This is a genomic window from Actinoallomurus spadix (genome assembly GCF_024055725.1).
Lineage (GTDB): Bacteria > Actinomycetota > Actinomycetes > Streptosporangiales > Streptosporangiaceae > Actinoallomurus > Actinoallomurus spadix.
This window is the reverse complement of record NZ_JAMXMX010000034.1, coordinates 1-26,734: the sequence shown is the minus strand read 5'-3', so window position 1 is coordinate 26,734 and position 26,734 is coordinate 1. Positions and strand designations below refer to the sequence as shown.

General features: G+C 72.3%; 24 protein-coding genes. 15 read left to right on the top strand and 9 right to left on the bottom strand.

Annotated elements, in window-relative coordinates; all coding sequences use genetic code 11:
• The first annotated feature begins 33 nt into the window (after positions 1-33).
• Positions 34-612, top strand: coding sequence for a hypothetical protein (locus NE235_RS33355; protein WP_252810169.1), 579 nt, complete (start codon positions 34-36; stop codon positions 610-612).
• 6 nt (positions 613-618) lie between these two features.
• Here NE235_RS33355 and NE235_RS33350 read toward each other — a convergent pair whose 3' ends face one another.
• Entirely contained in the window at positions 619-795 is a 177-nt protein-coding gene (locus NE235_RS33350) for a hypothetical protein (protein WP_252782743.1), read from the bottom strand.
• Between the two features lie 58 nt (positions 796-853).
• Here NE235_RS33350 and map point away from each other — a divergent pair, with 58 nt between their 5' ends.
• The 5 genes from map (at position 854) to NE235_RS33325 (ending at position 6,194) form a co-directional block, all read left to right on the top strand.
• Positions 854-1,702 (top strand): type I methionyl aminopeptidase, encoded by an 849-nt coding sequence (gene map / locus NE235_RS33345; RefSeq protein ID WP_252810167.1) that lies wholly within the window; start codon positions 854-856, stop codon positions 1,700-1,702.
• A 34-nt stretch (positions 1,703-1,736) separates the two neighbouring features.
• On the top strand, positions 1,737-2,714 hold the full coding sequence (locus NE235_RS38475; RefSeq protein WP_252810166.1) for a DNA polymerase ligase N-terminal domain-containing protein: 978 nt from the start codon (positions 1,737-1,739) through the stop codon (positions 2,712-2,714).
• A 147-nt stretch (positions 2,715-2,861) separates the two neighbouring features.
• Positions 2,862-4,115, top strand: a complete 1,254-nt coding sequence (locus tag NE235_RS38470) for a cytochrome P450 family protein (RefSeq protein WP_252810165.1) — start codon at positions 2,862-2,864, stop codon at positions 4,113-4,115.
• 181 nt (positions 4,116-4,296) lie between these two features.
• Positions 4,297-5,034: a metal-dependent hydrolase gene (locus tag NE235_RS33330; RefSeq protein ID WP_252810163.1), complete on the top strand. Its 738-nt coding sequence runs from the start codon at positions 4,297-4,299 to the stop codon at positions 5,032-5,034.
• A 110-nt stretch (positions 5,035-5,144) separates the two neighbouring features.
• The gene (locus tag NE235_RS33325) at positions 5,145-6,194 is read left to right on the top strand and encodes a S1C family serine protease (protein WP_252810161.1); all 1,050 of its coding nucleotides are present in this window, start codon (positions 5,145-5,147) and stop codon (positions 6,192-6,194) included.
• Between the two features lie 24 nt (positions 6,195-6,218).
• Here the strand turns inward: NE235_RS33325 and NE235_RS38465 are convergent, their stop codons facing one another.
• The 3 genes from NE235_RS38465 to NE235_RS33310 form a co-directional block, all read right to left on the bottom strand.
• Entirely contained in the window at positions 6,219-6,803 is a 585-nt protein-coding gene (locus NE235_RS38465; RefSeq protein ID WP_252810159.1) for a retropepsin-like aspartic protease, read from the bottom strand.
• A 59-nt stretch (positions 6,804-6,862) separates the two neighbouring features.
• A complete protein-coding gene (locus NE235_RS33315) occupies positions 6,863-8,890 on the bottom strand; it encodes a cytochrome c oxidase assembly protein (RefSeq protein WP_252810157.1) in 2,028 nt (675 codons plus the stop codon).
• A 283-nt stretch (positions 8,891-9,173) separates the two neighbouring features.
• On the bottom strand, positions 9,174-10,472 hold the full coding sequence (locus tag NE235_RS33310) for a helix-turn-helix domain-containing protein (RefSeq protein ID WP_308206189.1): 1,299 nt from the start codon (positions 10,470-10,472) through the stop codon (positions 9,174-9,176).
• A 597-nt stretch (positions 10,473-11,069) separates the two neighbouring features.
• Here NE235_RS33310 and NE235_RS33305 point away from each other — a divergent pair.
• The 5 genes from NE235_RS33305 (at position 11,070) to NE235_RS33285 (ending at position 16,046) form a co-directional block, all read left to right on the top strand.
• Positions 11,070-12,476 carry an NCS2 family permease gene (locus NE235_RS33305; protein ID WP_252810153.1) on the top strand — a complete coding sequence of 469 codons (1,407 nt, stop codon included), beginning with the start codon at positions 11,070-11,072 and terminating at the stop codon, positions 12,474-12,476.
• A 17-nt stretch (positions 12,477-12,493) separates the two neighbouring features.
• Complete coding sequence (locus NE235_RS33300; RefSeq protein ID WP_252810152.1) at positions 12,494-12,646, top strand: hypothetical protein; 153 nt, start codon at positions 12,494-12,496, stop codon at positions 12,644-12,646.
• A gap of 66 nt (positions 12,647-12,712) precedes the next feature.
• Positions 12,713-14,188 carry a potassium/proton antiporter gene (locus NE235_RS33295; RefSeq protein ID WP_252810149.1) on the top strand — a complete coding sequence of 492 codons (1,476 nt, stop codon included), beginning with the start codon at positions 12,713-12,715 and terminating at the stop codon, positions 14,186-14,188.
• A gap of 99 nt (positions 14,189-14,287) precedes the next feature.
• Complete coding sequence (ald, locus tag NE235_RS33290; protein ID WP_252810147.1) at positions 14,288-15,403, top strand: alanine dehydrogenase; 1,116 nt, start codon at positions 14,288-14,290, stop codon at positions 15,401-15,403.
• Between the two features lie 70 nt (positions 15,404-15,473).
• Positions 15,474-16,046, top strand: coding sequence for a histidine phosphatase family protein (locus NE235_RS33285; RefSeq protein ID WP_252810139.1), 573 nt, complete (start codon positions 15,474-15,476; stop codon positions 16,044-16,046).
• A gap of 58 nt (positions 16,047-16,104) precedes the next feature.
• Here NE235_RS33285 and NE235_RS33280 read toward each other — a convergent pair whose 3' ends face one another.
• The 3 genes from NE235_RS33280 to ggt all read right to left on the bottom strand — a co-directional run bounded on the left by NE235_RS33280 (position 16,105) and on the right by ggt (position 19,323).
• Positions 16,105-16,944 carry an oxygenase MpaB family protein gene (locus NE235_RS33280; RefSeq protein WP_252810137.1) on the bottom strand — a complete coding sequence of 280 codons (840 nt, stop codon included), beginning with the start codon at positions 16,942-16,944 and terminating at the stop codon, positions 16,105-16,107.
• An 88-nt stretch (positions 16,945-17,032) separates the two neighbouring features.
• Positions 17,033-17,374, bottom strand: coding sequence for a divalent-cation tolerance protein CutA (gene cutA / locus NE235_RS33275; RefSeq protein WP_252810135.1), 342 nt, complete (start codon positions 17,372-17,374; stop codon positions 17,033-17,035).
• 125 nt (positions 17,375-17,499) lie between these two features.
• Positions 17,500-19,323, bottom strand: coding sequence for a gamma-glutamyltransferase (gene ggt, locus NE235_RS33270; protein WP_252810133.1), 1,824 nt, complete (start codon positions 19,321-19,323; stop codon positions 17,500-17,502).
• 227 nt (positions 19,324-19,550) lie between these two features.
• On the opposite strand from ggt, the gene NE235_RS33265 reads away from it, so the two are divergent.
• Positions 19,551-21,119 (top strand): amino acid permease, encoded by a 1,569-nt coding sequence (locus NE235_RS33265; RefSeq protein ID WP_252810131.1) that lies wholly within the window; start codon positions 19,551-19,553, stop codon positions 21,117-21,119.
• A 42-nt stretch (positions 21,120-21,161) separates the two neighbouring features.
• Positions 21,162-22,319 (top strand): MFS transporter, encoded by a 1,158-nt coding sequence (locus NE235_RS33260; protein ID WP_252810129.1) that lies wholly within the window; start codon positions 21,162-21,164, stop codon positions 22,317-22,319.
• Between the two features lie 52 nt (positions 22,320-22,371).
• Here NE235_RS33260 and NE235_RS33255 read toward each other — a convergent pair whose 3' ends face one another.
• Together NE235_RS33255 and NE235_RS33250 are read right to left on the bottom strand one after the other, a co-directional pair.
• On the bottom strand, positions 22,372-23,856 hold the full coding sequence (locus tag NE235_RS33255) for a PH domain-containing protein (protein ID WP_252810127.1): 1,485 nt from the start codon (positions 23,854-23,856) through the stop codon (positions 22,372-22,374).
• Positions 23,857-23,927: 71 nt separating this feature from the next.
• Positions 23,928-24,425, bottom strand: a complete 498-nt coding sequence (locus NE235_RS33250; protein WP_252810125.1) for a PH domain-containing protein — start codon at positions 24,423-24,425, stop codon at positions 23,928-23,930.
• 194 nt (positions 24,426-24,619) lie between these two features.
• Here NE235_RS33250 and NE235_RS33245 point away from each other — a divergent pair, with 194 nt between their 5' ends.
• Together NE235_RS33245 and NE235_RS33240 are read left to right on the top strand one after the other, a co-directional pair.
• Positions 24,620-25,468, top strand: coding sequence for a siderophore-interacting protein (locus NE235_RS33245; protein ID WP_252810123.1), 849 nt, complete (start codon positions 24,620-24,622; stop codon positions 25,466-25,468).
• A 193-nt stretch (positions 25,469-25,661) separates the two neighbouring features.
• A complete protein-coding gene (locus NE235_RS33240; RefSeq protein WP_252810121.1) occupies positions 25,662-26,510 on the top strand; it encodes a helix-turn-helix domain-containing protein in 849 nt (282 codons plus the stop codon).
• Positions 26,511-26,734: the final 224 nt, after the last annotated feature.

The following is a 26,734-nucleotide window of genomic DNA, read 5'->3' as shown; positions in this document are numbered from 1 at the left end:
TGATCTCACGGTCCGTACGGCACGATGTACGGCATGGACGCGAGTCAGGTGGCGGCTCTGCGGGGGCTGCTCGCGACGACCGGATGGCCGGAGCGGACACGGGAGTTCGCCCGGGCGCTGCGTTCGTCCGCCCGGACGCCGGGCGGCCTGCTGGTCTTCGGCCCGCCCGACGACGAGCCGTGGCACCTGGCCGCGCACCTGGACGACGAGAGCCGGCTCGGCGGCCTGCCCGAGCTGGCGCCGACGCTGGTGCGCTGGGAGCCGCCGCCGGGCGCTCCGCCGCACCTGCGGGTGGGGCTGGAGCGCCTGGAGGCGGCCCGGCGCGGCGAGACGCTCATCGTCGTGTCCGAGGAGGAGTCGGCCGCTCCGCTGCTGGAGCGGGTGGACGACGCGCGGCGCGTCGGCGCGACGATCTTCGCGCTCGACACGGGCGACCGTGAGCTGGAGGGCCTCGCGCATGAGGCGCTGACGGTGCCGGCCGACGACCGGCTCGTGTCGTTCGACGCCGCCCAGCACCTCGTCAGCGCCGCCGCCGGGGAGCCGCAGCCCAGGCGGGGCCTGCGCGTCCGCCTGGCGCGGCTCCTGGAGACCATCAGCGGCCCCGACGTCTGAGGGCCCTCAGAAGTCGTCGTCCTGGCGGCGCCACTGCTCGTTGCGCTCGGCGGCCCGCTGCAGGGCGTGGGCCGCCTCGTCCTCACTGGCGTAGGGCCCCATCCGGTCCCGGTCCGGGCAGCCGGGTCCGTGCTCGACCCGCTGGTGCTTGAGGCAGAAGAACCACTTTCCCTCGTCACTCATCGCGACCTCCGATCATGGTGGCATCTGTGCCCCGGCTGGCTGACTACACTCCAACAGCATGACGACGCAACTCCAACCCGGCCACGTCTCCCCGATGCGCAAGGTGCCGGCGGAGATCCCCCGGCCGGAGTACGTCGGCAAGAAGACGCCGCGGACCGGGGAGCCGGACGTCAAGACACCCGAGATCATCGAGAGGATGCGGGTGGCCGGGCGGATCGCCGCGCGGGCGCTCGAGGAGGTCGGCAAGCACATCCGGCCGGGCGTCACGACCGACGAGCTGGACCGGATCGGGCACGAGTTCATGCTCGACCACGGCGCGTACCCCTCGACGCTGGGGTACCGCGGGTTCCCCAAGTCGCTGTGCACCTCGCTGAACGAGGTGATCTGCCACGGCATCCCCGATGACACGGTCGTCCGCGAGGGCGACATCATCAACATCGACATCACCGCGTTCAAGGACGGCGTGCACGGCGACACCGACGCGACCTTCCTGGTCGGCGAGGTGGACGAGGAGTCCCGCCTGCTCGTGGAGCGCACGCACGAGGCGATGATGCGCGCGATCAAGGCGGTGCGCCCGGGCCGGCAGCTGAACGTCATCGGCCGGGTCATCGAGTCCTACGCCAAGCGGTTCGGCTACGGGGTGGTGCGCGACTTCACCGGGCACGGCATCGGCACGACGTTCCACTCCGGGCTGATCGTGCCGCACTACGACGACCCGCACGCGACGACGGTGATCGAGCCGGGCATGACGTTCACGATCGAGCCGATGCTGACGCTGGGCACGATCGACTACGAGATCTGGCCGGACCGCTGGACGGTCGTCACCAAGGACCGTAAGCGCACCGCGCAGTTCGAGCACACGATCCTCGTCACCGACAGCGGCACCGAGATCCTCACCCTGCCGTGAGATAGACCCGTTCTTCGCGGGTACGTACCGCGCCGTGGCCGACAGACTCGGGACGTACCGCCGGAAACGCGACGCGAGCCGTACGCCGGAGCCGGTTCCGGGCGAGGGGCCGCTCCCACGGGGCGACGGCGACACGTTCGTCGTCCAGGAGCACCACGCGCGGCGGCTGCACTGGGACTTCCGGCTCGAACGCGAGGGGGTGCTCGTCTCCTGGGCGTTGCCGAAGGGCCTGCCGGACGACCCGCGGACCAACCACCTCGCGGTGCACACCGAGGACCATCCGCTGGAGTACGCGTCGTTCGCCGGTGAGATCCCGAAGGGCGAGTACGGCGGCGGCCGTGTCACCATCTGGGACCGCGGGACGTACGAGACCGCGAAGTGGACCGACCGCGAGGTCAAGGTGGTCCTGCACGGGAGCCGGGTCTCCGGCCGGTACGTCCTGTTCCCGACCCACGGGAAGAACTGGATGATCCACCGGATGGATCCGCCGGTCGACCCGGAGGCGGTGCCGATGCCCGAGCGCGTGGACCCGGTACGGCCGGAACGGCGGGAGCGCCTTCCCCGCCGCGCGGGCGCGTACGGCTTCGAGTTCGCCTGGGGCGGGCGCCGGCTGGTCGTCTACTCCGACCGCGGCACGACGCGCGCCCAGGACGGCGACGGGAGGTCCACCAAGGCCCCCTCCGGTCTCGGGGAGGCGCTCTCCGCCCACCGGGTCGTCCTCGACGGCGAGCTGGCCGGCGTCGACGGCGGCGAGACGTACATGGTCTTCGACCTGCTGTACCTGGACGGCCGCCCGCTCCTCGACGAACCGTACCGGCGGCGGCGCGAACTGCTCGACGGGCTGGAGCTCGCCGGGCCGCGATGGCAGACCGCGCCCTGTTTCGACAACGGCGAGGCGGTACGGGCCGCGGCGCGCGCGCAGGGGTTGCCGGGCGTCGTCGCCAAGCGCCTCGACGCTCCCTACCGTCAGGGGCGGGCCGACTGGCGTCTCATCCCGGTTCCGGAGCCGTGACCTCCCGAACCGTCTCCTGGACCCGGCCCGGGGACGCGATACAGCCGCCTTGACAGCGATCCCTGACCAAGATCGGAAAGCGCCTTACCTCCGGATCTGCGGCTATCTACGCTACGCGAGTCATATGTATGCGTCTGGAGGCATTTCGTGAGCGGTTCCCGCTTTCTCTTCCCCACGCCGGGAGAACCGATCCTCGACACCTACGACCGGCTCCGGAAGACCGGCCCGGTCGTGCCCATCGAGCTTCCCGGCGGCGTCGGGGCCTGGTCGATCAACAGTTACGCCGGGGTCGCGGACCTCCTCGCGCGCGACAACGGGGTGTTCTCCCGGGATCCCCGCCACTGGCACGCCCTCCGCGACGGCACCGTGCCCCCGGACTGGCCGCTGCTGCCGCTGGTCTCCGGGGACCACCTGCAAGTGAAGGACGGCGCCGACCACCGGCGGCTCCGGGGACTGATCGCCCGGGCCTTCACCGCCGCGCGGGTCGAGGCGCTGGCCCCCCGGATCACCGAGACCACGGCCGCGCTCATCGAGCGGATCGCGGAGGCGGGGGACGGCGTCGACCTCGTGACGGCGTTCAACGAGCCGCTGCCGATGTCGGTCATCTGCGACCTGTACGGGGTGCCCGCTCCCGACCGTGCCCGGCTGCGCGGCTGGACCGTCACGCTCCTCTCGCACACGAGCACGGGCGAGGAGGCCGCCACGGCCCACCAGGAGCTGCTCGCCTACCTCGCCTCGCTGGTGGAGCTCAAGCGCCGGGAACCGGGCGACGACCTGACCACCGGCCTCGTACGGGCCCATGACGAAGAGGACCGCCTGTCCGACGGCGAGCTGGTCAGCGCCCTGTGGGTCATGCTCATCGCGGGCCACGAGACGACCGTGCACCTGCTCGGCAACGCGATCGTGGCGCTGTGCGCCCACCCGGAGCAGCGGGCACTGGCCATCGCGCGGAACCTGTGGCCGGAGGTGGTGGAGGAGACCCTGCGGTACCGCAGTTCCGTGATCGGATCGCCCTTCCGGTACACCGTGACGGACGCGACCGTGGAGGGGGTCGACATCCCCGCCGGTGAGGCGCTCTGGCTCAGCTACGCGCACATCGGCACCGACACCGCGCGGTACGGCGACGACGCCGACCGGTTCGACATCACCCGCGAGCAGACCGGGCACCTGGCCTTCGGCCACGGCCCCCACTTCTGCATCGGCGCGCCACTGGCCCGGCTGGAGGCCCGCATCGCCCTGGCGGCGCTGTTCGGCCGGTTCCCGGAGCTGAGCCTGGCGGTGGACCCCGGCGCCATCCCCTACACGCCGTCCCACATCACCTACGGGCCGATGTCCCTGCCGGTGAACCTCGGCCCGGTCGCGAAGCGGCCCGCCGAGCGCGTGACGCCGGAACCCGCCTGACGCCCGCCTCCGGCGATCCGACCCCGTACCCGTCTCCCCCCGCGGGTACGGGGTCACGGGTCTCCCAGAGGACGGCCGGATTCGCGTCGATCGCGGGAACCACACCGGCGCGTCGCGCGTCCGTAGATCCCGAAGCGGGCTACAGTCCGCGCGTGGCAACAAAGCGGGTGATCTTCACATGATGGGCCATACGCATGCGCTGGCGGGGGCCGCGGCCTGGCTCGGGACCGTGCCGTTCCTGGCCGACTACGGAATGCGGATGACCCCCGGCCAGATCGCGGCCGGTGCGGTCGTCTGCGCCGGGGCGGCGATGCTGCCCGACCTCGACCACCACGACGGCACGATCGCCAACACCTTCGGGCCGGTCACCCGCGCCCTGTGCAAGGGCATCGCGGCCGTGTCCGGCGGGCACCGGCACGCGACCCACTCCCTGCTGTTCTGCGTCGCCATGGCCGTCGGCGCCGACCTTCTGTCGGAGCACCTCGTCCAGGCGTGGTGGGTGATGCTGTTCCTGATCATCGGCCTCGGGCTGCGGGGGATCGGGATCCGCGTGCCCGAGCGGGAGCACTTCGACGCGCTGCTCAACGCCGCGATCGCCGGCGGCCTGACCTTCCTGATGGCGCGCATGCAGTTCGCCGGACCCGGCCTCGGCACCCACGGCTTCACCCTGGGATGGGCCGGATTCGCCGTGGGTCTCGGCTGCCTCGCGCACGTCGTCACGGACGGCATCACGCCGCAGGGCTGCCCCGTCTTCTGGCCGATCCCCTGGCGCCTCGCGATTCCGCTGGTGGGCAGCACCAACGGCAAGGTGGAGAAGTGGGTGGTCACGCCGCTGCTCACGCTCGGCATCGTCATCCTCGGCGTCCGTTCCTCGGCCGGGTCCTTCGCGGCGCACTGGCTCGAGCACAACGGCGGCTGACCCCCCCGGAGCCGCCCGCGCCGGCGGCGGCGGATCGCCCGGCGCATCGTTGCGTGCGCCGCGCCGCTTTACCCGCCCGACCGGCTGGGAAGAGCAGTGGTGTGGGACACATGACGCGATGGGGCGTCACCATGATCACCGCGCTCGTCCTGGTCGCCGGGTGCGGAGGCGGCGGCGCGCACAGGAGCAACACGGCCTCGACCTCGACGGGGGCCGCGCCGCCGGGCCAGGTCAGCGGCCTGCGGCTGGAGCAGGACTACGAGCGGGTCGTCAAGACGGTGCTGCCCTCCGTCGTGCAGATCGACACCGACAGCGGGCTCGGTTCCGGGGTCGTCTACGACAACCAGGGCGACATCGTCACCAACGCGCACGTCGTGGCCGGGGCCAACCGGTTCACGGTGACCACGGCGACCGGGAAGAAGGCGCTCCCGGCCACGCTCGTCGGCCAGTACGCCCCGGACGACCTGGCCGTCGTCCGGGTGAACGGCGCGTCGCTGCGGCCCGCGCGGTTCGGCGACTCCAGCCGCGTCGCGGTGGGCGAGATCGTGCTCGCGATGGGCAACCCGCTCGGCCTGTCGGGCAGCGTGACGAGCGGCATCATCTCCGCGGTGGGCCGCACGGTCTCCTCTCCGCGGGAGGGCGAGTTCCCCGGCGCGACCATCGCGGGGGCCGTGCAGACCAGCGCGCCGATCAACCCGGGCAACAGCGGCGGCGCGCTCGTGACGCTGCAGAACGAGGTCATCGGCATCCCGGCGCTGGCCGCCGCCGACCCGCAGATCGGCGGCGCGGCCGCCGGGATCGGGTTCGCGATCCCGAGCAACACGGTCAAGCTGATCGCCGATCAGCTGATCAAGTCGGGCCGGGTGACCAACTCCGGCAGGGCGGCGCTGGGCGTGACGGTCCGGGACGTCGCCGACCTCTCCGGCAACGTCGTCGGCGTGGGCGTGGTGGCGGTGACGAGGGGCGGCCCCTCCGACAAGGTCGGGATCCGCCCCAACGACATCATCGTGTCGGTCAACGGCACCAAGACGCCGAGCACCTCCGACCTGTCCGACGTCCTCGCCGGCCTCAAGCCCGGGCAGACCGTCCCGATGGTGGTCCAGCATCCCGACGGCGCCAAGACCACGGTCCAGATCACGCTCGGCCAGCTGCCCGGTTGACCAGGGCCCGCTTCGAGACAGGCCCTAACGGCGGAAGTTGACGCGGTCGTGCTGGAAGTCCAGGGTGACGCTGCTGAAGTGGCGGAGTTCGTCCGAGCCGAGCAGGCCGGCCACGCCCATGCCGAGGTCGACCACCGCCAGCGACGTCGCCCGCAGGGGAACGCCGCCGATCGTCCAGCGCCGCACCTTGACGATCGGGACGACCCCGCTGCCCGTCACGCCCTGGACGCGGTGCTCCTGGCCCGTACGCGGCAGCCGCAGCCGCCGGACGAGACTGCGGTCGACGGAGGAGTTCGACGACCCCGTGTCCAGGACGAAGTCGTACGGGCCCATGCCGTTGACCCGCACCGGGACGAAGACGAGGGTGCCGTCACCGCTGCGGATCACCCGCATGGGCAGCGAGAAGCTCCGGTCGCCGGTCTCGAAGGGGTCGGGCGGACGGGGCGAGGCCGGCGCCGACCGTGCCGGCGACGTCCGCAGGCTCGCGGACGCGACGGACGTTCCGAGGGTGACGCCGGAGGCCGGCCGGGCGCGTGTCTCGGCGCAGCCGGCGGCCATCGGCAGCACGGCAGCCAGCAGCAGCAACCTGGTGATCGTCGTGCGGGACACACGGACGGACGTTCCCGCCACCGGGCCGGCTAACCGTGCCGGCCGCCCGGCGGGGGCCCTCACTCCTGGCTGTGCGCCCGCTTGTCCAGAGACGCGAGGTAGGCGTTGTAATCGGCCAGTTCGTCGTCCTCTTTGCGCGCCGCCGCCCGGTCGGCACGGCGCTCCTGGCGGCGTGCGATGCGCTGGTCCGCCAGGAACCACTGGAACACGATCGCGATCAGAACGATGAACGTCGGGATCTCCCCGAACGCCCACGCGATCCCGCCGCCGGTCTGCTGGTCGACGAGGATCGACGGCCCCCACGGCCGGTGCAGCGAGTTGTACCAGGCCGGGGCGATGGGCTTGCCGAGCTCCATCAGCGCGATGCCGAAGAAGGCGTGGAACGGCATCGTGACGAACAGTAGGAGGATCCGGGCGATGTACGGCAGCCGGCGCGGAGTCGGGTCGACCCCGATGAGCACCCAGAAGAAGAGGCTGCCCGCCGCCATGAAGTGCACGAGCATCGCGAGGTGGCCGATGTGGGCGCGCATGAGGTAGCCGAACAGCGGCGTGAAGTACAGCAGGTACGTGCTGCCCATGAAGATGACCGTGGCGACGGCCGGGTGGCCGATGAACTTGGCCGCCCGGCTGTTCAGGATCGCCGCGAGCCACTCGCGCGGTCCGCGGTCGCCGCGGACGGCGGCCGGCCTCAGCGCGCGCAGGGCGAGCGTCACCGGGGCGCCCAGCACGAGGAAGATCGGGGTGAGCATGGACAGCGTCATGTGCTGCACCATGTGCACGCTGAACAGCACCGGCGCGTAGGTCGCGGCGCCGGTCATCGTCACGGCGACGATGGTGACCAGGCCCACGAGCCAGGAGACGGTGCGGCCCGCCGGCCACCGGTCACCGCGCCGGCGCAGCCGCGCGACCCCGGCGAGGTACAGGCCGCCCATCACCACGACGAGGACGCCGAAGAACAGGTCCGGCCGCCACATCGTCGCCAGCCGGCCAACGGTGATCGGCGGCGGCATGTCGAACCCGAGCAGGCTGCGGATCGGCGTCTCCTCGGCGGACGGCGCCGGTGGAGCGGTCCGGGCCAGCGCGACGGCGACGCCCATCGTGGCGGCCATCACGAACGCCTCGGCGGCGAGGAGACGCACGAGGGGCCACGGCGGGCGGCCGACCGGCGGCCGCGTGTACCCCTTGGGGTTGTGCGCCATCACCGCGGGCAGCGTGCGCTCACGGTGCAGCCACCCGGCGACGCCGAGTAGGGCGAACAGCACCACCTTGGCGAGGACCAGCCTGCCGTAGTCGCTGGTGAAGAGCTGGGCGGGGTCGGGCAGCCGGGAGACGGCGTTCGCGACGCCGCTGACGCCGACCGCGACGAAGCACCACAGCGCCATGCGGCTGAACCGGTGCGCGGCGACGCCGAGATGGTCGCCGTCGTGCACGGCGTGCCAGGCGAGGACGAGGAGGCCGCCCACCCAGGGCGCGAGCGCGACGACGTGCATCGCCAGCCCGCTGATCGCTAGTTCGTGATTCGGCGAGGTCGCCGAGTGGCCGGTGAGCGGCGGCGGCAGCAGCGCGACGAGCGCGGTGACGAGCAGGCCCGCCGTCGCGCCTAGGGTGGCCGCGGTCCGGGTCAACAGGGCGATCATCGCGGTCAGCAGGACGACGATCATCAACGCGGTGCCCTGGGGCAGCTGGCCGACGTAGCTGGACAGCTCGTTGCCGCCGGCCACCCTGCCGACCGGCTCGCCGAGGATGTCGGAGACGGTGAAGAGCAGCGTGGCGGCGGCGCCGGCCGCCCAGACCGCGGCGATCCAGGAGGTGGCCCGGACGTACCGTACGGCCTGGGGGTCCATGACGCCCTTCGCCGAGGGCAGCATGGTCACCGCGAACAGCAGGGTCCCCACGGTCAGCGCGCCGCCGAGGTCCATGGCCAGCCGGGCAACCGGCAGGCCCCAGCGGGTCAGCGCGCCGGCGTCGGCGAGCCCGCTGATCACCTTCTCGCGGACGGCGCCGCCGGCGACCAGCGCGACGATGAGGGCGGCCAGGCTCGTGAGCCCGGTGAGCACCGCGACGGCGTACGGCCGGTGGCTACGCATGGGGAACCGCCCGCCCGAGGAAGACGGCTGCGCTCGGCGCACCGGTGCGAGTGGCGGCACCGGGAAGGTGCGCGGGCGGGATGTTCATCATGGCGAGGCGGTGGTCTCTCCGGATCGGCAGGTCTCCCGGGTCGCTCACGGCACGGCGCGCGCGGCACGCGACCTCCTCGGCCGCCCGCCCGCTCGCCGGGAGCGCTTCCCGGCCCCCCTCAGCTTATTCACGGCAGGACGTCACGCGGATTCGGACCGGCGTACGGGCGGTGCGCCCGCGCTCACCAGGCCTTCAGAGGCCCGCGCAGGCCAGCGCCCGCCGATACGCGTCGGCCCGCTGCTGCGGTGAGCCGGCGTCCGACAGGAGCTCGGCGAGCCGGAACCAGCCCTGTGCCGCCTCGCGGGACGGGCCGATCTCCCCGAGGCACGCCATCGCACGGTCCAGTGTCGCCGTGGCCTCCTCCGTCCGGTCCAGCCGCAGGGCCGCCTCGGCGAGCGCGATGAGGGCTCCGGCGGTGGCCGGCCTGGGCTCGTCGCCGAGGAGTCCGAGTGCCTCCTTCGCGCGGTCGGCGGCCCGCTGCGGCTCGCCCATCGCCAGCTCCGCGCGGGAGAGCTCGGTCAGGCACCAGGCGCGGTCGACGTCGGACGCCCCGGTGGCGGTGCGCTCATGGAGCGCACGTTCGAGCTCGTCGCGGGCGCGTCGCGCGTCCTGCGGCCGGGCCAGCAGCATCAGGGTGGCGTACTCCCCCCGCAGCCGGCTGGCGTCGCGCAGGTCGGTCACCTCGCCCAGGAGGGCCAGGGCCTGCTCCCCGTACGTCACCGCCGCGTCGAAGTCCGCCTTGTTCTGGGCGACCAGGGCGGCCTCCCAGTAGGCGGCGATCCGGGCGACCGGGCTGCCCGTCGCCTCGGCGTGCTCGACCAGCCGCTCGGTGAGCTGCCGCGCGCTGACGAGGTCGCCCCGTTCGAGGTACACGCCGACGAGGGTGGCGCCGAGCTTGACCGTCTCATCGCTCCACGGTCCCTGTTTCGCGGTGACCCGCGCGAACGCGCGCTCCGCCACGGCGGCGCTCTCCGCCAGGTCGCCGTTGTCCCGATGACAGCGGGCGGCGGCGACGTTCACGCGGATCCACTCGTCCGTGTCGTACTCCGGCGAGAGCGACGCCCCGAGGGCGGCGAACTCGCGCAGGGCCTCCTCGATCTCTCCGGCCACCTCGAGGGCGAGGGCGTGACCCCACCGGGCCCGGCGCGCCGGATCGGGCAGGCTGGTCAGCGCCGGGTCGGCCAGCAGCTCCGCGAAGCGGTCCCGCGCCTCGACGGCCCGGCCGCTCTGGAGCGCCGTCTCGGCCTCGTCGAGCGTCGTCTGCAGCCGCTCCTGCGTGGCCTCGTCGATGCCGCTGGACAGGTAGGACGCCGAGCAACCGAGCTTGCGGGCCAGGAGCCGCACGACCTCCGGGGTGGGGGTGCGCTTGCCGCTCTCGATCAGGGAGACGTAGCTGTCGGACAGCTCTGGGAGGGCCAGTTGCGCCTGCGAAAGACCCTTTCGCATCCGTGCCCAGCGGATGCGTTGCCCGAGCGATTGGTGACTGTCCACATTGACCCACTTTTACCGAAACAATCAACAGAGAATCAGGAGGAGTGGTCGGCTCCAGGTCGCGGTTCACGTAGGCCCGTACGGCGCGGCCTTCGACGCGGGTGCGGTTCCCCCGCGAACCAGGACAGTTCAACGATCACGCCTCTCATCAGCGGCGAACCGGCCGCCCCCAGCCGGCCGTCCCCCGTCGCTGACAATACTTGTACCAGAAAGGATAGTTTTCTCCCTCTTCTTACAGAAGACCTTTTTGCAGACTTCGAAACCCGTGCCGCCGATCGCACCGGGGATCGCCGCCCGCGGACGCGCGCTTCGCGGCGATCTCCGCAAAGCGCGAGCGTGATTCCCCCCAATACCCATCTATCCCGGAACCACACCCGCACACCGCCGGCGCCGCCCGCCCGCCGCCCCGCCCGCCCGGGCGCTACGGGCGTGTCACCTGGGTATGACGGCTGTGTTACATCGCTACCGGGTGGTCCGGAACGCCACCCGGGCGGCTAGTCTTCCCCCGTCCCCCTTGCGGCCCGAGACCCTGACGATCCCTCACCCGATCGATTCGTCGGAGGCCGTACGCCCGGTCCTGCGAAACGGAGCCCCCGAATGACCACGCGGCTGGAGGCCGGAGGTCCCCTCGACCGCTTCTTCGATCTGACCGCACGCCGGACGACGGTCGCGCGCGAAGTACGCGGTGGTGTCACGACGTTCGTCGCGATGGCCTACATCATCCTGCTGAACCCCATCATCCTCGGCGGGGCCACGGACGTCACCGGCGCGAAGCTGTCGATCCCCCAGCTCACGACGATGACCGCGCTGGCGGCGGCGATCTCCACCATCATCATGGGCCTGGTCGGCAACGCGCCGCTGGCCCTGGCGTCCGGCCTGGGCATCAACGCGGTCATCGCCTTCCAGGCCGCCCCGCACATGACCTGGCCTCAGGCCATGGGCCTCGTGGTGCTCGAGGGCGTCATCATCGTCATCCTGGCCGTCACCGGCCTGCGCGAGCGCATCATGAACGCCATCCCACTGGCCATCAAGCACGCCATCGCCGCGGGCATCGGCGCCTTCATCGCACTGATCGGCATGGTCGACTCCGGCTTCGTCAGCAAGGGCGAGGGCACTCCGCTGAACCTCGGGACCGGCGGCCACCTCACGGGCTGGCCCGTGGTGGTCTTCGTCATCGGCCTGCTGCTGATGATCGTGCTGTACGTCCGCCGCGTCCCCGGGGCGATCCTGCTGAGCATCGCCGTCGCGACGGTGCTGGCGGTCGTCATCAACAGCAACGCCACGATCGCGGCGAAGGCGTGGGGCACGGTCGTGCCGAAGCTGCCCTCCAAGCTCGTCTCGACCCCGGACTTCGGGCTGCTCGGCAAGGTCGACCTGTTCGGCGGCTTCGGCCGGGCCGGCGTGCTGACGGCGCTGGTCGTGCTGTTCACCCTCGTGCTGAGCGGCTTCTTCGACGCGATGGGCACGATCCTCGGCCTCACCGAGGAGGCCGGCCTGCTCGACGAGGAGGGACGGGTCCCCCGGCTCGGCCGCATCCTCGCCGTCGACGGCCTGTCCGCGATCACCGGCGGTCTCACCAGTTCGTCCGCCGGCACCGTGTTCGTCGAGTCGGCGGCGGGAATCGGCGAGGGCGCCCGCACCGGCCTGGCCAACATCGTCACCGGGATCCTCTTCGCCCTGACGCTGTTCCTCACCCCGATCGCGGCCGTCGTGCCGGCCCAGGCGGCCGCGCCCGCGCTGGTGATCGTCGGCGCGCTGATGATGACCCAGGTCGCCAAGATCGCCTGGTCCGACCTGGACATCGCGATCCCGGCGTTCCTCGCGATCGTGATGATGCCCTTCACCTACTCGATCACCAACGGCGTCGGCGCGGGCGTCATCGCCTACACCGTCATCCAGACCGCCCGCGGCCGGTGGGCCGGCTGGCTCCTGTGGCTGATCTCCGTCGTCTTCGTCGCCTACTTCGGCATTACCGTCATCGAGCGGATCTTCGGCATCTCCTGACCGATCGAGACGGAGCCATGCTCGTTCATGACGTCCGCGCCGAGTTCAAGCTCGGCGGCGGCAAGGAGGTAGAGCACCGATACGAGACCGCCGCCCGTCTCGAGGAGCGCGGCGGGCGCGCGGACCTCGCCGCGCGTGGTCACCCGATGCGGCGGGTGTCGATAACGTAAGACCTCAGGTGTGCCGGGAAGTCTGGTCGGCTCTGTCCTTGTCATCCCCTTAGAGAGGCAGTGGCCGTGTCAGGCGTCGAGGAGTTCGGGCTCGCCATTCTGCTGATCGCGCTCGTGGGTACGGTCGCGGTCCTGTCCAACCGCTTCAGCGAGCGCACGCGGGTTCCCGCCCCGGCCATCTTCCTGGTGTGCGCGGCGATCGCCTCGGATCTGTGGCCACGTCTCGGCGCGATCTCGATCCCGTCCATCGAGAAGATCGTCACAGTGGCGCTCGCGGTGATCCTGTTCGACGGCGGGATGAACATCGGCCGGCGCAGGTTCCGGTCCGCGGCGGGCGCGACGATCTGGATCGGCGTCGCCGGGACACTCGTCACCGGCACGGCCATCGCCCTGCTCGCCCACTACGGGCTCGGCATCGACTGGCGCCTCGCAATGCTGCTCGGCACGGCCCTCTCGCCCACGGACCCCGCCGTGGTCTTCTCCGTCCTGGGCCGCCGGGAGATCGCCGGTCGCACCGGCACCCTCCTCGAGGGCGAGTCCGGAGCCAACGACCCGGTCGGCATCGCCCTCCTCGTCGCCGTCCTGGGCGCGACGGGCGGCGGCGCGTCGGCGATCGGGCACGTCACCGTCACCTTCCTCGAGCAGATGGTCATCGGCGGCGTCATCGGCGTCGCCGGCGGGATGCTGCTGCTGGCCTTCATGCGACGCGTCCCGCTGCCCAGCGAGGGCCTGTACCCGCTGCGGGTCCTGTTCGGCGCGCTGGCGGTGTACGGGGTGGCGACGGTCGCGTACGGCTCGGGCTTCCTCGCCGTCTTCGTCGCCGGCATCTTCCTCGGTGACGAGCGCGCGCCGTACAAGCACGAGATCGAGCGGTTCCACTCCTCGCTGGCGAGCCTGGCGGAGATCGTCGCCTTCACCATGCTGGGCCTCACGATCAGCCTGCGGGGCCTGGGCGACGGCGGCGCGTGGTGGATCGGCCTGGTCCTCGCCGCGGCGCTGGCCTTCGTCATCCGCCCGCTGTTCGTCGGGCTGCTGCTGTGGCCGGTGCGCCTGCGGCGCAACGAGCGGATCTTCGTGCTGTGGACCGGGCTGAAGGGCGCGGTGCCGATCCTCCTCGGCCTGTTCATCCTGCAGGAGGGACTGCCCGGGGCCCGGCGCGCCTACGAGATCATTTTTGTGGTCGTGGCGTTCTCGGTGATCGTGCAGGGCGGTTCGGTGCCGGCCCTCGCCCGCCGCCTGAGGATCCCGTTGCGCGTCGTCGAACCCGAGCCGTGGAGCCTGGGCGTGCGTTTCCAGGAGGAGCCCGAGGGCCTGCGCCGGTACCAGGTGGAGGCGGGTTCGCCCGCCGACGGCATCAGCGTGGACGACCTGCCGTGCGGTGAGGACGTCTGGATCAGCTTCGTGATCCGGGGCGGGCGCCTGGTGCCGGTGCGCGGGGACACGCTGCTGCGGGCGGACGACGAGGTGCTGGTCCTCGCCGCGGACGGCCCCGGCCTGGACGCGCTGTTCGCGCGCCGTCGGGAGGGCCCCGCGACCTGCTGACATAGTGTCAGCAAGCTTGACGAGCGGGATACATGTTGCCGCCGCCGCCACGGGTCTTTCGCCGTCACCCTTGGGGTGGAAGCACCATGAGGAGGAAACGTGAAGGTCGGCGTACCCCGCGAGATCAAGAACCATGAGTACCGCGTGGCGATCACGCCCGCGGGCGTGCATGAGCTGGTCCGGCACGGCCACGATGTGCTGATCGAGCGTGGCGCCGGCGCGGGCTCGTCCATCCCCGATGAGGACTACATCGGCGCCGGCGCCAAGATCCTGGAGAGCGCCGACGACGTGTGGGCGGCCGGTGACCTGATCCTGAAGGTGAAGGAGCCGATCGCCGAGGAGTACACCCGGATGCGGAAGGGCCAGACGCTCTTCACGTACCTGCACCTGGCGGCGTCCCGCCCGTGCACGGACGCGCTCCTGGAGAAGGGCGTCACCTCGATCGCTTACGAGACCGTGCAGCTGCCGAACCGGTCCCTGCCGCTGCTGGCCCCGATGTCGGAGGTCGCCGGGCGGCTCGCCCCGCAGGTCGGCGCCTACAACCTGATGCGCTTCAACGGCGGCCGCGGCGTCCTTCCGGGTGGCGTGCCCGGCGTCGCCCCGGCCAAGGTGGTCGTGGTCGGCGGCGGCGTGTCCGGCCTGAACGCCGCGCAGATCGCCGTCGGGATGGGCGCGGACGTGACGGTGATGGACGTCAACGTCGACCGGCTCCGGCACATCGACGCCATCTACCAGGGCCGGCTGAGGACGCTGGTGTCGAGCGCGTACGCCATCGAGCGGGAGGTGCTCGGCGCGGACCTGGTCATCGGCGCGGTGCTGATCCCGGGCGCCAAGGCCCCGACGCTGGTCTCCAACGACCTGGTGGCGCGGATGAAGCCGGGCTCGGTGCTCGTGGACATCGCCATCGACCAGGGCGGCTGCTTCGAGGACTCCCACCCGACGACGCACGCCGACCCGACCTACAAGGTCCACGAGTCGGTCTTCTACTGCGTCGCCAACATGCCCGGCTCGGTGCCGAACACCTCGACGTACGCGCTGACGAACGTCACGCTGCCGTACGCCGTCGCACTCGCCGACAAGGGCTGGCGCGCCGCGCTGCGCGACGACCGCGCCCTGGCGCTCGGTCTCAGCACCCACGACGGCGCGCTGGTCAGCGAGCCGGTGGCCGAGGCGCACGGCCTGGCGGCGACCGCGCTGGACGACGTCCTCGCCTGACCGTCCGGAGCGCTCCTCCCGTCCGCGGGGTGGTGGGGAGCGCTCCCCTGGCCTCCCGTATTGTGCCCTCATGGGGGAATTGATACTGCTGCGGCACGGTGAGACCGAATGGAGCCGCTCGGGCCGGCACACCGGCCGCACCGACGTCCCCCTGACCTCACGCGGCGAGGAGCAGGCCAAGGCGCTCGCCCCTCTGATCGCCGCCCGGGACGTCGCGGTCACCCTGACCAGCCCCGCCCAGCGCGCCCGCCGCACGGCCGAGCTGGCCGGACTGACCACCACCGAGGTCGACGACCGCCTCTGGGAGTGGGACTACGGCGCGTACGAGGGGCGTACGACCCCGGACATCCGGCAGGACCGGCCCGGCTGGTACCTCTGGGCCGACGGCGTCCCCGGGGGCGAGACGGCCGGGCAGGTCGGCGCGCGGGCCGACGCCGTCATCGAGCGCGTCCGGCCGTCCCTCGCCGAGGGCGACGTGGCGCTCGTCGCGCACGGGCACGTGCTCCGCGTGCTCACCGCCCGGTGGCTGGGCCTGCCGCCGGACGCCGGCCGGCTGTTCCGCCTCGACACCGGCACCGTCTCCACCCTCGGAACCGAGCACGACCGTTCCGTCATCGGCTCCTGGAACGTCCCCGCCCGGTAGCCGCGAAGGCGGCCGGTGAGTCAGGCCCCGCCCGGTAGCCGCGGAGGCGGCCGGTGACTCAGGACACGGCGGCGAGGTCCGGGGCCGTCTCGCGGGTCAGGCGGCGGGCGCGGCGGGCGTCGGGCGAGTAACGCCACTGCTCGGGAACGATCCGGGTGCCCTGGTACAGCGCCTTCAGCGTCGTCGTGGCCCACAGGTCCTCCAGCGGCGTGGCCGGCAGGCCGTACATGCGGCGGGCCCAGCGCGGCAGCGTCGCCACGACGAGCGTCGCGATGCTCGGGGCGGCGAGCTTGAGGGGCAGCATCCGGCGCGGGACCGTCGGGTGGTACAGGCGCCGCAGACCTTGCTTGGCCTCTTTGCACGCGAAGAGCTTCGGGCGGATCGCGGCGTAGTAGTCCCGCATCTCGGCCACCGAGGCGGGGATGTCGGCCGGGTCCAGCCCGACGACCGCGCCGGCCCGGCGCTGTTCGTCGACGAAGGCGTCGGCCTCATCCGGCGTCAGCGGCACGCCGGAGCGCCGCGCGACGTCGAGATAGGAGTCGACCTCGCCCATGTGGACCCACAGGAGGTTCTCGGGCTCGTCGATCCGGAAGATCTCGCCGGTGTAGGGGTGGAAGCCGGTGAGCCGGGAGTGGATCCGGCGGACCCGGTGGCCGGCCCGCTCGACCTCCTCCATCGTGCCGTACGTCCGGACGCGCACGAACTCGATCGTGCGGCCGAGCCGGGCCCAGGCCGCGTGCGGGTCCATGAGCTCGGAGTTCTGCGCCGTGCCCCACATGGACGGCGGGTGCAGGGCCTGCAGGATCAGCGCGCGCAAGCCGCCCACGAGCAGGACGGGCTCCCCCATCACCTTCCAGGTCACGGAGCCGGGGCCGAACAGCCCGTAGTCCTCGCTCATCCGTCACCGCCTTGAGAGACCGGACCGGGCGCGGGCGCGAGGGCACGCCACGCCGCAAGTAAGTGATTATTGCCCGATTACGGACAAGTCACACCTGGTCCGTCGTCACCTCGGCGGTCTGCTCGCGGACCCAGGCCAGGTAGTCGCCGCTCCCCGCGACGACGGGCGTCGCGATGATCTCGGGGGTGTCGTAGGAGTGCTGCTCGGCGATCCGCCCGGCCAGGGCCTCGAAGCGCTCGGCGGTGGTCTTGAAGACCACCATCCACTCCTCGGCCGACTCGATCTCGCCCTCCCACCAGTAGGTGCTGGCGATCGGGCCGACGAGCTGCGCGGCCGCGGCGAGGCGCTCGGCCACCGCGGACCGGGCGATCTCGGCCGCCTCATGACGTGAGTCGGTGGTCGTCGTCACCTGGACGTACGCCTCGGCCATGGGCGGCTCCCTCCCCCGCTCGATGGTAGTCCCGACCTGCGCCGCCCTCGCCCGGCGACCACGTAATCATTCCGGAACGATGGCGTGGGCGGCCGCCGCCCGTCCGGGCGGCGGCCTGCCGGGCCCTACGGGCGGGGAGAGACGACCATCGCGCTGCCGCCGTGCCGGCGGACCGGTTCGGCGACGGCCTGGAGCCTGCCACCGCCGAGGAACTCCAGACCGGCCGCCGCGCCGATCACGCCCGCCGGCGGCCCCGGGAAGAGCGCGAGGTCGTGTCCCTTCGCCTTGAGCGCCGCGCCGTACCGGTCGATGAACTCCTGCTCGGCGAACGTCTGCGGCGTGTTGCGCTGGGTGGCGCGCGGCGCCGCCACCGCCTGGGGCAGCGTCATGCCGAGGTCCACACGGTTCATCAGGATCTGCAGGACCGTGGTGATGATCGTGGACCCGCCCGGCGAGCCGACCGCGAGGTACGGCCGCCCGTTCCGCAGCACGATCGTGGGCGCCATGCTGCTGCGCGGCCGCTTGCCCGCCGCGGGCAGGTTCGGGTCGGGATACCCCGCCGGCGTCGAGGACGTGAAGTCGAAGTCCGTCATCTCGTTGTTGAGGAGGAATCCCCGGTGCGGGACGGTGATCGCGCTGCCGCCGAACTGCTCGATCGTCAGCGTGTACGAGACGACGTTGCCCCAGCGGTCCGCGGTCACCAGGTGTGTCGTCTGCGGCCCCTCGTACGGGAGGTCTTGAGCCTTGCCCTGCGGAGCCGCGCAGCCGTGCGACTCCAGGTCGCCCGGCGGCACCGGGCTCTTGGCCGCCTCGTCCGGTTTGATCAGGCACGCCCGCGACCGGGCGAACCCGTCGGACAGCAGCGTCTTCAGCGGCACGTCGACGTACGCCGGGTCGCCGACGTAGGCGTTCCGGTCGGCGTAGGCGAGCCGGGACGCCTCGAGGTAGGTGTGCAGCGCCTGGACGGGATCGCCGAACCGGACGTTCTTCATGATGTTCAGCGCCTCGCCCACGGTGGAGCCGCCGGAGGAGGGCGGGGCCATGCCGTAGACGTCGAGCCCGCGGTAGTTCACGTGGGTGGGCGCGCGGTTCAGGGCGTGATAGTCCGCGAGGTCGGACGTCCGCATGACGCCGGGCCGTACGTTGCGGGTGGCCTTCGGGTCGACGGGCGGCGTGCGCACCGTCCGGGCGATCTCGGCGCCGAGCGCGCCGCCGTAGAACCAGCCGAGGCCGCGCCGGGCGATCTGCCGATAGGTGCCGGCCAGGTCGGGGTTGCGGAACGTCGACCCGACGGCCGGCGGCTTTCCGCCCGGCAGGAACAGCTCGCGCGTCGGCACGATGTCCTTGAACCGGTCGGCGTTGAGCGCGGTCTGGTCGTAGAACTCCTGGTCGACCGTGAAGCCGTGCTCGGCCACCCTGATCGCCGGCTGGAGGACCGTGCCGAGGCGGCGGGTGCCGAAGGCGCGCAGCGCCTTGTCCCACGTCGCGAGCGTCCCCGGGACGCCCACCGACAGCCCGCTGGTCACGGCCTCGTCGAACGGCAGCGGCTTGCCGGTCTTCGGGTCGATGAAGGTGTTCTCGGTCATCCGCGCCGGGCCGGTCTCGCGGCCGTCGATGGTGGAGACCTTGTGCGTCCGCGCGTCGTAGTACGTGAAGAACCCGCCGCCGCCGATCGCCGCGACGTACGGCTCGGTCACGCCGAGGGTGGCGGTCGCGGCGACCGCCGCGTCCACCGCGTTGCCGCCGCGCCGGAGCACCTCGATGCCGGCCTGGGTGGCGTCCACGTCGACGCTCGACACCGCGCCGCCGTAACCGACCGCGACCGCCTGCCTGCCCTGGGGTGGAGAGACGCCCGGCACCTGTCCGGGCAGGGTGCGCGCCTCGGCGGGCACGGTGAGGGTCGCCAGGGCGAGGGCGGCGAGCCCGAGGACGGTACGTCTGCGGCGCATGTAGATCTCCTGACCCACGGTGAACGCTTGTCCCCACCATGCCATCCGGCCGCCGGAGCTTCCAGGAGCTCGGCCGGACGCGGCCGAAGTGTCGCGTAACTTCCGGAAACCCATTTAGCGGTTGTGACCTTGTTATCCCCCAGGAACTTGGACATCCTTGGTGACCCTGGAACCCGTAGGCGGTGGGGGGCTCGACCGGCCGAGGCACCTTTGGGGGACGACACGAGTTGAGCGCCCAGGCATCCTTCCGGAACAACGTGCTCCGCCGGCTGCCGGTCGAGGAGACCGCGGGCCCGCACTACGGCGGCCGCCACCGGCTGTCCCTCATCTACCAGACGCGCGACCTGATCGTGCTGGGCCTCGGCGTGATGGTGGGCGCCGGCATCTTCAAGATCGCCGGTGAGCAGGCCGCGACGACGGCGGGCCCCGCCGTCGTCGTCTCCTTCGTCATCGCGGGCCTCGCCTGCCTGTTGTCCGCCCTCTCCTACGCCGAACTGTCGTCCACGATGCCGGTCGCGGGCAGCGCCTACTCGTTCGCCTACGTCGCCTTCGGCGAGATCTGGGCCTGGGTGATCGGCTGGGCGCTCCTGCTCGAACTGCAGCTCGCCGCCGCCGTGGTCGGCCGCGCCTGGTCCCTGTACGCGACGCGGCTGATCGCCGACGTCGGCACGCTGTCCGGCGTCTCCGCGATCCACGTCCCCTCGGCGATCGAGGGCGTCGCCGGGCACGAGACGGGTTTCGACCTGTTCTCCCTGCTGATCCTCGCGGTGCTCGCGCTCGTCGTGGCCATCGGCGCGCGGCTCAGCCTCTACGCCCTGTGGTTCATGGTGCTGGCGAAGGTCATCGCGATCGGGCTGGTCATCGCCGGCGGCCTCCTGTTCTTCCATCCCGCCAATCTCCGGCCCTTCGTACCGCCCGCCCGGCCCCTGCCCGCCTCCGGCGGCGACCGGACCGTCCTCGACCTGGTCACGGGCGGCGCGCCGCACGCGTTCGGCCTGTTCGGCGTCTTCGCCGCCACGTCCGCGATCGCCTTCGCCTACATCGGCTTCGACCTCATCGCCACCGCCGCGGAGGAGACCCGCGACGCGCCGCGCCGGGTGCCGGCCGGGATGATCGTCAGCCTGCTCATCGCGATCGCCCTCTACATCGGCGTCGCCGTCGCCATGGTCGGCATGGTCCCGTACGGCCGCCTGAACCCGGCGACGCCGCTGACCAGCGCGTTCACCGCCGTCGGTAAGGACGGGATGGCCCTGGTCATCGACGTGGGCGCGGTCGTCGGCCTGGCCACCGTCATCCTCGTCGTCATGGTCGCCCAGACCCGCGTGCTCTTCGCGATGGCCCGCGACGGGCTGCTCCCCGCGCCGCTCGCCGTGATCAGCGGCCGGTACAAGGTGCCGACCCGCGCCGCCCTCCTGGTCGGAGGCACGGCGATCGCCCTGTCCCAGGTCGACGTCTGGACGTTCGGGAAGGTCAGCGTCCTCACGCTCCAGCAGATGATCGTGATCGGCACGCTGTTCGCGTTCCTGTTCGTGTCCGCCGGCGTACCGGTGCTCCGGCGCGCCCGCCCGGACCTGCCGCGCGGCTTCCGCGTGCCCGGCGTACCCGTGACCCCGGTCCTGGCGATCGCCGCCACCGGCTGGCTCATGCTCAACCTGCGCCTGCGCACGTGGGAGTATTTCGGGATCTGGATGGCCTTCGGGCTGGTCGTCTACCTGCTGTACGGGCGGACCAACAGCCGCCTGCGGCACCTTCTCGACGGCCGTCCGGTCCACGACCACGGCCGGCACCGCCGCTGACGGAGGTATCGCCCGCCGGAGCGCGTAGGTGATCATGGTGGGATGTCCTCGACGTCCGTCTCCGCCGGTCCGACCCGACGGGACCGCCTGGCCCGCCTCGCCGTCGCCGCCGTCTTCGCCCTGCACGGCATCGCGGCGGGCAGCTGGGCCGCCCGCATCCCCTGGGTCAAGGAGGCCCGGCACCTGTCCTCCGCCGACCTGGGGCTGGCGCTGATGGGCGCGGCGATCGGCGGACTCTCGGGCATGCCGATCGCCGCGTGGCTGAGCGCGCGGGTCGACAGCCGTACCCTGACCCGCGTCATGGTGTTCGCCGTCGCGATCGCCCTGCCGCTCCCGGCCTTCGCGCCGTCCATGCCGGTGATCTTCGCCGCGCTGTTCCTGTCCGGCGCCGTCAGCGGCATTCTCGACGTGACGATGAACGCCCAGGGCGTCACGGTCCAGGAGCGCTACGGCCGGTCGATCATGTCGGGGCTGCACGGCCTGTGGAGCGTCGGCGGCCTCATCGGCTCGGCGAGCGCCGGTCTGGTCGCGCGGGCGGGCGTCGCGGCGCCGGGCCATCTGCTCACCGTCAGTGTGATCATCGCCGTGGTCGGTGCCCTGTGCGGCACACGCCTCGTCCCCGCGCCGCCGACGGCGGCAGGGAAGGTATTCGCCCGGCCGGACCGCGCCCTGCTCGTCCTCGGCGTCATCACCTTCTGCAGCCTGTTCGGGGAGGCCGCCGCGGCCGACTGGAGCGCGGTGTACCTCCGCACGGCCGCGCACGCCACACCCGGCGTCGCCGCGTGGGGTTACGCGGGATTCTCCCTGTCCATGGCCGCCGCCCGGCTCGTCGGGGACCGGGTCGTGGGACGCCTCGGCGCGCCCCGCGTGGTCCGCACCGCCGCCGTGATCGGCGCCCTCGGCCTGGCCGCGGGGCTCCTCGGACCCGTCACCCCGGTGATCGTCGTCGCGTTCATCCTGCTCGGACTCGGCATGGCGACGGTCGTCCCCCTGACCTTCAGCGCGGCGGGGCGGACCCCCGGCCGCGATCCGGGCACCGCCGTGGCCGCCGTGGGCACGGTGGGGTACGGCGGGTGGATGATCGCCCCGCCCGTCATCGGGTTCGTGGCGCAGGCGACCTCGCTGACGACCGCGCTCGCGCTCGTCGCGGGCATGACCGCCCTCATCGCCCTGCCCGCCGGCGCCCTGCGCGAACGGTGACGCCGACCGCGCCGGGCCGGCCGCCGCGGCGCGTCCGAGGCCGTCGCGGCGCTCAGCGCTCCAGGAACGGCGTCAGCAGACCCGGGAGCGCCTCCTCCGCGACCCGGAGGGCCTCCTCCAGCGGGACGTCCTGGACCTCCACCCGCTGGCGTCCGGCCGCGGTCGTCGCGACCAGGGTGGCCAGGCCGCTCCGCCGCTGGAAGAAGGAGCGGCGCAGGTTCCAGCCGATGATCCCCTCGCAGGACAGCACGCTCCGGCGCCGTACGAGCGAGCCTCGGCGGCCGACCAGGGCACCGTTCACCACCGCGTGCCCGAGGGCCCGCGCGCGGTCGGCGGCCACCAGCGCGGCGAGCGGGACGAGGACGAGCGCCGCCTGCCACGTCCACGCGGGCACCACGCCGAGGGCCCACGAGACGACGGCGACCCCGACGACGAGGAGGGCGACGCCGACGGCCCGGGAGAACCGGCGGCGCGCCGCTCGCGGGCCGTGCCCCGTCAGCGTCCGGGTGAACGGAGCGTCGTCCCGGAGGACCGCGCCGGCCACCCGGAGGGCCTCGGCCCGCGGCGCGGGCGGCAGCAGGAGCGACCCGCCGCGCTCGGCGCCGCGCCCGACGCGCAGCCCCGTGGTGATGGCGATGCACCGCGCCCCGCCGACGGACCGCAACAGCAGCGGCTCGCTGAACTCCACGCCGCGCAGCCTCCGCTCCTCGATGGTGATCGCCCGGGTCGTGATGAGGCCACGGGTGACGTGGAGCGTGCCGGCGTCACCCCGGGTGAGCCGGAACCCGTGGAAGGCCAGGACGTACCCGAAGGTCGACGCCGCCACCACGACCACCAGAAGCGCGACCGTGACGACGAGGACGTCCACGGCCGGCGAGGTCCGCCCGAACCGGTCCAGCAGCGCGCTCAGCACCTGGATGCGCCGGGGATCGACGTGCGCCTCGTTGAGGGAGCGCCACACGACTCCGGCGATGACCCCCACCGTGACGAATCCCGTCAACGTGAACGGGCCGTACCGCACCCAGCCCGGCCGCATCCGGGCCAGGAGCGTCTCGCGGGGCCGCTCGGCCGGTCCCGTGGCGGAGGCCGCCGCGCGGTGCAGGAGCTCCGCGCGCAGCCGGTCGGCCTCGCCGGCGTGCAGGGCGTCGAGCCTCACCCCGTCGTTCTTGCGGTCGGTACGGCCGGTGCCCACCTCCACCTTGGCCAGGCCAAGAGCGCGGTGCAGCGCGTGGGCCGTGACGTCGACCGTACGGATCCGGTCGCGCGGGACGGTCAGGACCTGCCGCCGCAGGAGACCCTTGCGGACCTGGACCTGTTCGGCGGTGACGCGGTAGGACGTGGTGAACCAGCGAAGCAGCCCGCCGATGATGACGGCGGCCGTGGCGCCCAGGCTCCACCAGGACCCCTGCCCTCCGGCGCTGCCCGCGACGACGAGGCCGACGAGCACCGGCCAGGCCCGCAGGAGCTCCTGCACCGGATGGACGAGGAGCATGCGGGCGGACAGCCGCCGCCAGCCGCCGTGGTTCCGCTCGGTCATGGTCAGGTGTCCTCCTTCGCCGGAGGGATGACCGACGCCGCCGCGCCCATGGGCTCGCTCGCCCCGCTCACTCACGTCGCGTCGCTGCGATCGGCCGAGGTGCCCTCGGTGAGGTGGTCGACCAGCCGCTCCGCCGCTTCCCGGTCGAGCCCGCGGATCTTCAGCGGGCCGGCCGCCGAGGCCGTCGTCACCGTGACGTTGGCGAGGCCGAACAGCTGCTCGAACGGCCCGCGCTCGCTGTCGACGGTCTGGATCCGCGAGATCGGGGCGATGCGCCGCTCCTGGTCGAACCAGCCGGACTGCGTGTAGACGGCCTCCGGCGTCACCTCCCAGCGGTGCACGCGGAACCGCCATTGAGGCATGACGATGACGTGCGCCGCGCCGAGCACCCCGGTCAGGACGAGCCCGGCGAGATGCCACGGGAGGTGGCCGCCGTCGCCCAGCGTCCAGGCGACCTGACCGGCGACGACGGGCAGCCAGCCGCCCAGCGCGCGCAAGGTCCAGTAGCCGATGGCCTTCCTGCTGACCAGGTGACGTGGCGGCCTGAGCCGCGCCTCCGTTGCCTCCACACCATCGATCTTCGCAGAGCCTCCATCGTCGCTACAGAGCGCGTTATCACCGACGGTTCCATGACAGATGTCACCGAAGCCGTACACCGGTCTCCGGCGCGTGGAGCCGGCCCGGCGGTGATCCCGCTCACGCCGGGTAGGGGATGAGGGTCGCCGCCGCGTAAAGTTAGGCTCACCTAAATAGGGAGTGCCAGATGAGCAACGACAGGCCCGCCCGGCGAGGCCGGCGGGTGACCCGCGGACGCGTCGAGCGCGTCGAGCGACTGACCCCGCACCTGATCCGGGTGGTGATCGGCGGAGACGGACTGGCCGGGTTCGCCGCCGGTGAGTACACCGACCACTACGTGAAGATCCTCTTCCCCGTGCCCGGCGTGGAGTACCCCGAGCCGTTCGACATGGAGGCCGTGCGCCGCGACCTCCCCCGCGACCAATGGCCGCGGCAGCGCTCCTACACCGTGCGCTCGTGGGACGCGGAGGCCCGTGAGCTGGCCATCGACTTCGTGTACCACGGCGACTACGGCCTGGCCGGCCCGTGGGCCGCACGGGTCAGGCCCGGCGAGGAGGTGCTGTTCCTGGGGCCCGGCGGGGCGTACGCGCCGAACGAGAAGGCCGACTGGCACCTGCTCGTGGGTGACGAAAGCGCGCTCCCGGCCATCGCCGCCTCGCTGGAACGGCTCTCGGAGGACGCGACCGCCCGGGTCTTCGTCGAGGTGGCCGGCGCGGAGGACGAGGTGCCGCTCGCCGCTCCGGGGGACACGCGGATCACCTGGCTGCACCGCGGCGCCGCCGAGGTCGGTGACGCCCTGGTCGAGGCCGTACGTGACCTGGAGTTCCCGCCGGGCGAGGTCCACGCGTTCGTGCACGGTGAGGCGGGGTTCGTGAAACGGCTGCGGCGGCACCTGCGACTGGAACGCGGGCTGTCCATGGACCAGCTGTCCATCTCCGGCTACTGGCGCCTCGGCGCGGACGACGAGGGCTGGCGGGCGAGCAAGGCGGACTGGAACCGCCGGATCGAGGAGGAAGAGGCCGCCACGACCGTCTGAGCGAGCCGGCGACATCGCGCGGGCACCCGCCGACGACCCGCCTATTGGACCGATCCGCCGTAAAAGGAAAGATTCAAAGGCTATTTCGGTCCCGGTAGGCCCTGAGGGCTGTTCACCGGTGGTCATCGATGGCAGACTCTGCCCGCATTATGGTGATCGGAGGTGGGAACCCGTGGCCGTCGCGGTGCATTCGGTGAGCAGGCCCACCGTCCGCCGCAGGATCGTGGGAGCGCAGCTGCGCCGCCTGCGGGAGGCGGCCGGGGTGAGCCGCAAAGAGGCCGCCGAGGCCCTCAACGCGACGGAGACCCGGATCGGCCGGCTCGAGCAGGGCCGGGCCGGTCTCGATGAGGACGACGTCGTCGCCCTCCTCAAGCTCTATGGCATCGACGAGCGCGGCGAGCGCGACGCCCTCCTGACCGTCGTACGGGAGGCCAGCAGGCCCGGGTGGCTGCAGGCGTACAACAACGCGATGCCCGCCTGGTTCCGCCCCTACGTCGATCTGGAAGAGGCGGCACAGGTCATCCGGACCTACGAGGTGCAGTTCATCCCCGGGCTCCTGCAGACCCCGGAGTACACCCGCGCGGTCGTCAGCCAGGGGATGTCGGATCCGTCCGCGGACGAGATCGAGCGCCGGGTCGAGCTGCGGATGCGCCGGCAGCGGATCCTGTACCAGCCGCATCCGCCTCGTCTGTGGGCCGTCATCGACGAGGCGGCGCTGTGGCGCCCCATCGGCGGCGTGGAGGTGACCCGCGCCCAGTTGCGGGCGCTGCACGAGGCCGCCCGCCGGCAGAACATCACGGTGCAGGTGATGCCGTTCCGGGTGGGCGGTCACGCCGGTGAGGCCGGGGCGTTCACGATCCTGCGGTTCCCCGAGCCGGAGCTCCCCGACATCGCCTACATCGAGCAGTTGACGGGCGCGATGTACCTGGAGAAGGACGACGACATGGACCACTACACGGCGGCGATGGAGCGCCTGTGCGTGCAGAGCGCCTCGCCGGAGGAGTCCATGGACCTGATCAGCAAGATCATGCGCGAGCTCTGAGACCCCGCGGGTGCGGGATCCCCCCCGCAGTTCAGGATCCAGCGTGGGCGGCCGGCTCCGGGAAACGCCGAACTCGCGCATGAACGGTGGACTCGGCGGCATGTACGGCCTTCGCGGGCCGCCCTTCAACCATCTTCAGCGGCCGCCTCAGAGGTCGCGGAGAATGGCGCCGAGGGTGTCGCGGATGCGGGTGGCGGGCTCGGCGTCGATGCACAACCGCTCCA

What these genes read in the sequence shown, in the direction of transcription:
- NE235_RS33355 (WP_252810169.1), top strand. Translation starts at nt 34, where the DNA reads ATGGACGCGAGTCAGGTGGCGGCTCTGCGGGGGCTGCTCGCGACGACC.
- NE235_RS33350 (WP_252782743.1), bottom strand. Translation starts at nt 795, where the DNA reads ATGAGTGACGAGGGAAAGTGGTTCTTCTGCCTCAAGCACCAGCGGGTC.
- map (WP_252810167.1), top strand. Translation starts at nt 854, where the DNA reads ATGACGACGCAACTCCAACCCGGCCACGTCTCCCCGATGCGCAAGGTG.
- NE235_RS33330 (WP_252810163.1), top strand. Translation starts at nt 4,297, where the DNA reads ATGGGCCATACGCATGCGCTGGCGGGGGCCGCGGCCTGGCTCGGGACC.
- NE235_RS33325 (WP_252810161.1), top strand. Translation starts at nt 5,145, where the DNA reads ATGACGCGATGGGGCGTCACCATGATCACCGCGCTCGTCCTGGTCGCC.
- NE235_RS33315 (WP_252810157.1), bottom strand. Translation starts at nt 8,890, where the DNA reads ATGCGTAGCCACCGGCCGTACGCCGTCGCGGTGCTCACCGGGCTCACG.
- NE235_RS33305 (WP_252810153.1), top strand. Translation starts at nt 11,070, where the DNA reads ATGACCACGCGGCTGGAGGCCGGAGGTCCCCTCGACCGCTTCTTCGAT.
- NE235_RS33300 (WP_252810152.1), top strand. Translation starts at nt 12,494, where the DNA reads ATGCTCGTTCATGACGTCCGCGCCGAGTTCAAGCTCGGCGGCGGCAAG.
- NE235_RS33285 (WP_252810139.1), top strand. Translation starts at nt 15,474, where the DNA reads ATGGGGGAATTGATACTGCTGCGGCACGGTGAGACCGAATGGAGCCGC.
- NE235_RS33280 (WP_252810137.1), bottom strand. Translation starts at nt 16,944, where the DNA reads ATGAGCGAGGACTACGGGCTGTTCGGCCCCGGCTCCGTGACCTGGAAG.
- cutA (WP_252810135.1), bottom strand. Translation starts at nt 17,374, where the DNA reads ATGGCCGAGGCGTACGTCCAGGTGACGACGACCACCGACTCACGTCAT.
- ggt (WP_252810133.1), bottom strand. Translation starts at nt 19,323, where the DNA reads ATGCGCCGCAGACGTACCGTCCTCGGGCTCGCCGCCCTCGCCCTGGCG.
- NE235_RS33260 (WP_252810129.1), top strand. Translation starts at nt 21,162, where the DNA reads ATGTCCTCGACGTCCGTCTCCGCCGGTCCGACCCGACGGGACCGCCTG.
- NE235_RS33255 (WP_252810127.1), bottom strand. Translation starts at nt 23,856, where the DNA reads ATGACCGAGCGGAACCACGGCGGCTGGCGGCGGCTGTCCGCCCGCATG.
- NE235_RS33245 (WP_252810123.1), top strand. Translation starts at nt 24,620, where the DNA reads ATGAGCAACGACAGGCCCGCCCGGCGAGGCCGGCGGGTGACCCGCGGA.